This window comes from Streptomyces boluensis (assembly GCF_009908195.1).
Classification (GTDB): Bacteria; Actinomycetota; Actinomycetes; order Streptomycetales; family Streptomycetaceae; genus Streptomyces; species Streptomyces boluensis.
The window spans coordinates 1-5,590 of record NZ_JAAAHS010000446.1 but is presented as its reverse complement, the minus strand read 5'-3'; the positions used below and the strand labels follow the sequence as shown (position 1 = coordinate 5,590).

At 72.2% G+C, this 5,590-nt stretch carries 6 protein-coding genes; all 6 read left to right on the top strand.

The window, feature by feature from the left end:
- Positions 1–89 precede the first annotated feature (89 nt).
- Positions 90–638 carry an orotate phosphoribosyltransferase gene (gene pyrE, locus GUY60_RS33350; RefSeq protein ID WP_161704723.1) on the top strand — a complete coding sequence of 183 codons (549 nt, stop codon included), beginning with the start codon at positions 90–92 and terminating at the stop codon, positions 636–638.
- Positions 639–783: 145 nt separating this feature from the next.
- Entirely contained in the window at positions 784–1,806 is a 1,023-nt protein-coding gene (gene fbaA / locus GUY60_RS33345; RefSeq protein WP_161704721.1) for a class II fructose-bisphosphate aldolase, read from the top strand.
- Between the two features lie 96 nt (positions 1,807–1,902).
- Entirely contained in the window at positions 1,903–2,316 is a 414-nt protein-coding gene (locus tag GUY60_RS33340; protein ID WP_161704719.1) for a DUF3151 domain-containing protein, read from the top strand.
- Positions 2,317–2,472: 156 nt separating this feature from the next.
- Positions 2,473–3,318 (top strand): tryptophan 2,3-dioxygenase family protein, encoded by an 846-nt coding sequence (locus GUY60_RS33335; RefSeq protein ID WP_161704717.1) that lies wholly within the window; start codon positions 2,473–2,475, stop codon positions 3,316–3,318.
- A complete protein-coding gene (kynU, locus tag GUY60_RS33330) occupies positions 3,311–4,516 on the top strand; it encodes a kynureninase (protein ID WP_161704715.1) in 1,206 nt (401 codons plus the stop codon). Before GUY60_RS33335 ends, kynU begins: the two co-directional genes overlap by 8 nt.
- A 183-nt stretch (positions 4,517–4,699) precedes the next feature.
- Positions 4,700–5,557: an alpha/beta hydrolase family protein gene (locus tag GUY60_RS33325; protein WP_161704712.1), complete on the top strand. Its 858-nt coding sequence runs from the start codon at positions 4,700–4,702 to the stop codon at positions 5,555–5,557.
- Positions 5,558–5,590 lie beyond the last annotated feature (33 nt).

Here is a 5,590-nt window from a genome sequence, read left to right as displayed (position 1 = left end):
CCGGACCCCCTCCCCCAGCTACCGCTGGGAGGTGCCCCCACCTCAAGCGCCGGAGAGGCTGAATTCGGGCGGGGATTAAGCTGGCCACCATGAGTGACGTACGCGGCGAGCTGCTGCAGCAGATCAAGGACAAGGCCGTCGTGCACGGCAAGGTGACGCTTTCCTCGGGTATCGAGGCCGACTACTACGTGGACCTCCGCCGCATCACCCTCGACGGCGAGGCCGCCCCCCTGGTCGGGCAGGTGCTGCTCGATCTGACGGCGGAGCTCGACTTCGACGCCGTGGGCGGGCTGACCATGGGCGCCGACCCCGTCGCCGCGTCGATGCTGCACGCCGCCGCCGCGCGCGGAAAGCGCCTCGACGCGTTCGTGGTGCGCAAGGCCGCCAAGGCGCACGGCCTGCAGCGCCAGGTCGAGGGGCCGGAGATCAAGGGCCGCCGGGTCCTGGTCGTCGAGGACACCTCCACCACCGGCGGGTCGCCGCTGACCGCGGTCGAGGCCGTACGGGCGGCGGGCGCCGAGGTCGTGGGCGTGGCCACCATCGTGGACCGGGCCACCGGCGCCGCCGAGAAGATCACCGAGGGCGCCGGGGTGCCGTACCTCTTCGCGTTCTCGAAGGACGAGCTCGGCCTCGACTGACGCGTCGACGGGGGCGGTCGGCTGGAGCAAATCCGGGAGTCTGGAAAGATGGGCGGCGACGATGACGTCGCCCCCGCACGAACCACTGTGAGGGGCCCTCCGGTCAGGGCCACACCCACACCCGCACATCCCAAGGAGCGGACAGATGCCCATCGCAACCCCCGAGGTCTACAACGAGATGCTCGACCGGGCGAAGGCAGGCAAGTTCGCCTACCCCGCCATCAACGTGACCTCCTCTCAGACCCTGCACGCCGCGCTGCGTGGCTTCGCGGAGGCCGAGAGCGACGGCATCATCCAGATCTCCACCGGTGGTGCTGAGTTCCTGGGCGGTCAGCACAACAAGGACATGGTCACCGGCGCGGTCGCGCTGGCCGAGTTCGCGCACATCGTCGCCAAGAAGTACGACGTCACCGTCGCGCTGCACACCGACCACTGCCCGAAGGACAAGCTCGACGGGTACGTGCGTCCGCTGCTCGACATCTCCGCCGAGCGCGTCGCCCGTGGCGAGAACCCGCTGTTCCAGTCGCACATGTGGGACGGCTCCGCCGAGACCCTCGCCGACAACCTGGCCATCGGCCAGGAGCTGCTCGCCAAGGCCGCCGCCGCCAAGATCATTCTTGAGGTGGAGATCACCCCGACGGGCGGCGAGGAGGACGGTGTCACGCACGAGATCAACGACGAGCTGTACACCACCGTCGACGACGCGCTGCGCACCGCCGAGGCCCTCGGCCTGGGCGAGAAGGGCCGGTACCTCCTGGCCGCGTCCTTCGGCAACGTGCACGGCGTGTACAAGCCGGGCAACGTCGTGCTCCGTCCCGAGCTGCTGAAGGACCTGCAGGCGGGCGTGGCCGAGAAGTACGGCAAGCTCTCGCCGTTCGACTTCGTCTTCCACGGCGGCTCCGGCTCCACCGCCGAGGAGATCGCGACCGCCCTGGAGAACGGCGTCGTGAAGATGAACCTCGACACCGACACCCAGTACGCGTTCACGCGTCCCGTCGCGGACCACATGTTCAAGAACTACGACGGCGTCCTGAAGGTCGACGGCGAGGTCGGCAACAAGAAGACCTACGACCCGCGCACCTGGGGCAAGGCCGCCGAGGCGGGCATGGCCGCGCGCGTCACCGAGGCGTGCGCCGCGCTGCGCTCCACCGGCACCAAGCTGAAGTAGGGCCCGCGGGTTCCGCAGCAGCCGAAGGGCCCGGTCTCCCCGCGCGGGGGGCCGGGCCCTTCGCCGTACCCGCGCAGCACAAGGCAGACTTGGGGCATGTCCATTCACGAGAACCTGCTCGGGGGTCCGCCCCCGACCCAGCTGCCCGACGAGCCCGAGCCCCGAGAGCTGCTCGCGGGCGGTACGGCGGCCGCTGATGTCGCCGCCAAGTACCCGTCGTCCTCGCTCGCCTGGGCCCGTCTCGCCGACGAGGCCTTCGAGCGCGGCAGCACCGTCGAGTCGTACGCGTACGCCCGTACCGGATACCACCGCGGCCTCGACGCGCTGCGGCGGGCCGGGTGGAAGGGGCACGGTCCGGTGCCGTGGGAGCACGAGCCGAACCGTGGCTTCCTGCGCGCCCTGCACGGCCTCGCGCGCGCCGCGCAGGCCATCGGTGAGCAGGCGGAGTACGAGCGCTGCTCGACGTTCCTGCGGGATTCCTCGGAGACGGCGGCCGAGACGCTGGGCTGAGCCCGTCCGTCCGCGAGCCAAGACCTGCCCGGTACCTGTGACCAGGCAGGTCTTGCCGTACCGGGGGAGGATTGCGGAGGATGCCGGTGGGGACCGGGGCCCCCGTGTCGGCATCGGCAGGGGCGGACCGCTACCCGAGGCACCAAGGAGACAGCGATGTCCCACGAGGCGGAAACGACGGCCGGGGAGATCCCCGAGGCCCCGCATCTCGACTTCGCAGGCACCACGCCGTACGAGGACTACGTACAGGCCGATGTGCTCACCCATCTGCAGCACCCCCGCTCCGACGACCCCGGTGAGATGGTCTTTCTCGTCACCACCCAGGTGATGGAGCTGTGGTTCACCGTGATCGTGCACGAGTGGGAGACCGCGGCGGCGGCGCTGCGCCAGGACGACCTGGGTACGGCGGTCGCGGCGCTCAAGCGCAGTGTGCGGGAGCTGGAGGCGCTCAACGCCTCCTGGCGGCCGCTCGGCCAGCTCACGCCCGCGCAGTTCAACTCGTACCGCAGCGCGCTCGGTGACGGCTCCGGATTCCAGTCGGCGATGTACCGGCGGATGGAGTTCCTGCTCGCCGAGAAGTCCGCGTCGATGCTCGTGCCGCACCGCGGCGCGCCGCGTGTGTACGCCGAGCTGGAGAAGGCGCTGCACGAGCCGAGCCTCTACGACGAGGTGGTCCGGCTGCTCGCCCGGCGCGGGTACGACATCCCGGACGCCGTACTGGACCGCGACCTGGCGCAGCGGTACGAGCCGCGCCCCGAGGTCGAGGCGGTGTGGACGGCCGTGTACGCCGGGGACCAGGACGGTGAACTGGTGCGGCTCGGCGAGGCGTTGACGGATGTCGGTGAGCTGGTGTGGCGCTGGCGCAACGACCACCTGGTGGCGACCCGGCGCGCGATGGGCTCGAAGGCCGGTACGGGCGGTTCCGCGGGGGTGGCCTGGCTGGAGAAGCGGGCCCGTAAGAACGTGTTCCCCGAGCTGTGGACGGCGCGTAGCCATGTCTGAGACCGAGGCCCTGCGGGACAGGGCGGCCGGGCTCGACAAGGCCGACGAACTGGGCGCGCTGCGCGAGCGGTTCGTGCTCGACGAGGTGGTCTACCTGGACGGGAACTCGCTCGGCGCGCTGCCGGCGTCCGTGCCGGGACGGGTCGCGGATGTCGTCGGACGGGAGTGGGGGCGGCTGCGGATCCGCTCCTGGACCGAGTCCGGCTGGTGGACCGCGCCCGAGCGGATCGGCGACCGGATCGCACCGCTCGTGGGCGCGGCGGCCGGGCAGATCGTGGTCGGCGACTCCACAAGTGTCAATGTTTTCAAGGCGGTTGTGGGTGCGGTCCGGCTCTCCGGTGGGCCTCAGGCGGGGCGTGACGAGATCCTTGTGGACGCGTCGACGTTCCCCACCGACGGGTACATCGCGGAGTCCGCGGCCCGCATGACGGGCTGCACGCTGCGTCCGCTCGCCCCGGCGGACATGCCGGGCGCGGCCGGACCGCGTACCGCCGCCGCCCTCGTGAACCACGTCGACTACCGCACCGGGCGCCTGCACGACCTGCCCGGCATCACGGCCGCCGTACGGGACGCGGGCGGCCTCGCCGTCTGGGACCTGTGCCACAGCGCGGGCGCGCTGCCGGTCGGCCTGGACGCGCACGGCGTGGACCTGGCGGTGGGCTGCACGTACAAGTACCTGAACGGCGGCCCCGGTTCGCCCGCGTACCTGTACGTGGCCGAGCGCCACCAGGGTGCCTTCGACTCGCCGCTGCCGGGCTGGAACTCGCACGCCGAGCCGTTCGGGATGCGTGCCGGTTACGCGCCCGTCGACGGTGCGCGGCGCGGCCGGGTCGGCACGCCGGACATCCTGTCGATGCTGGCCCTCGAAGAGGCGCTGACGGTGTGGGACGGGGTGTCGGTCGAGGCGGTACGGGCCAAGTCCCTGGCGCTCACGGACTTCTTCCTGGAGTGCGTCGCGGCGCACGTCCCGGCCGGTCTGGTCGCCTCGGTCACCCCTGCGGTGCACGCCGAGCGCGGCAGCCAGGTCGCCCTTCGGTGTGACCGTGCGGACGAGGTGATGGACGAGTTGATCACCCGTGGTGTGGTGGGTGACTTCCGCGCCCCGGACGTGCTCCGCTTCGGCTTCACCCCGCTGTACGTGGGCTTCGCGGAGGTCGAGCGGGCGGCCAGGGTCCTGGGTGAGGTGGTGCGCGGCTAGCGGTACCTGGACCGGGTGACCCCGGTTCCTGGGAGGGGCGGGTCTGGGGAAAGATCACCCCGGACCGCCCCGCACCGAAGCCGCACCCGCGGGCCGGTCCGCCCCGCACAGGCTTCCGGTCCGCACAGGCTTCCGGTCCGCCCGCACCGGAAGCCGGACCGCCCCTCACCGAAAGGCTGCACCATGTCGGAAGACGCCGAGGCCGACTCGGCCTTCTCGCACCCCGCCGTCGAGCCCGATGCCCGCGCTCCGTACGGCGGACACCCGGACCAGATCGTCGACTTCTACGCGCCCAGAGGACCGGCGGGCCGGCCGGCGCCGCTCGTCGTGGTGCTGCACGGCGGGGCCTGGCGGGCTCCGTACGACCGGCAGCACATCACGCCGTTCGCGGACTTCCTGGCCCGGCGTGGTTTCGCCGTCGCCAACGTCGAGTACCGGCGCGGCAGTTCGGTACCGCATCAGGGCGTGGAGGGTCCGGTCGCGGGGCGCTGGCCGGAGACGTTCGACGACGTGGCGGCCGCGATCGACGCGCTGCCCGCGCTCGTCGCGGAGCACCTTCCGCAGGCCGACCTGCGGCGCACCGTCCTCACCGGGCACTCCGCGGGCGGCCATCTCGCGCTCTGGGCGGCGGCCCGGCATGTGCTGCCGCCGGACGCGCCGTGGTTCCTGCCGCGCCCCACACCGCTGCGGGGCGTGGTCGCGCTCGCCCCGATCGTCGGGTTCGCGCGGGCCGTCGAGCTCGATGTGTGTGGCGGCGCGCCGCTCCAACTCCTGGGTGGGGAAGGGCAGTTCGAGGAGCGGGTGGCGCTCGCCGACCCGGCCGCGCTGCTGCCCACCGGGATCGCGACCACCCTCGTGCAGGGCCGCGCCGACACGACGGTGCCGTTCGAGCTGGCCGAGGAGTACGCGGACGCCGCGGCGAAGGCGGGCGAGGTGGTGGGCTGCACGCTCCTGGAGGACGTCGGCCACTTCCCCCTGATCGACCCGGCGGCGGACGCGTGCGCGGTGGTCGCGGAGGAGATCGCCCAACTGGCGTTCTGAGGAGCCTCGCGGGGGCGGGTCGCCAACCGGGGG

Bases quoted from the DNA above. Each gene is read 5' to 3' on its own strand.
- GUY60_RS33325 (WP_161704712.1), top strand. From the start codon at position 4,700: ATGTCGGAAGACGCCGAGGCCGACTCGGCCTTCTCGCACCCCGCCGTC.
- fbaA (WP_161704721.1), top strand. From the start codon at position 784: ATGCCCATCGCAACCCCCGAGGTCTACAACGAGATGCTCGACCGGGCG.
- kynU (WP_161704715.1), top strand. From the start codon at position 3,311: ATGTCTGAGACCGAGGCCCTGCGGGACAGGGCGGCCGGGCTCGACAAG.
- GUY60_RS33340 (WP_161704719.1), top strand. From the start codon at position 1,903: ATGTCCATTCACGAGAACCTGCTCGGGGGTCCGCCCCCGACCCAGCTG.
- pyrE (WP_161704723.1), top strand. From the start codon at position 90: ATGAGTGACGTACGCGGCGAGCTGCTGCAGCAGATCAAGGACAAGGCC.
- GUY60_RS33335 (WP_161704717.1), top strand. From the start codon at position 2,473: ATGTCCCACGAGGCGGAAACGACGGCCGGGGAGATCCCCGAGGCCCCG.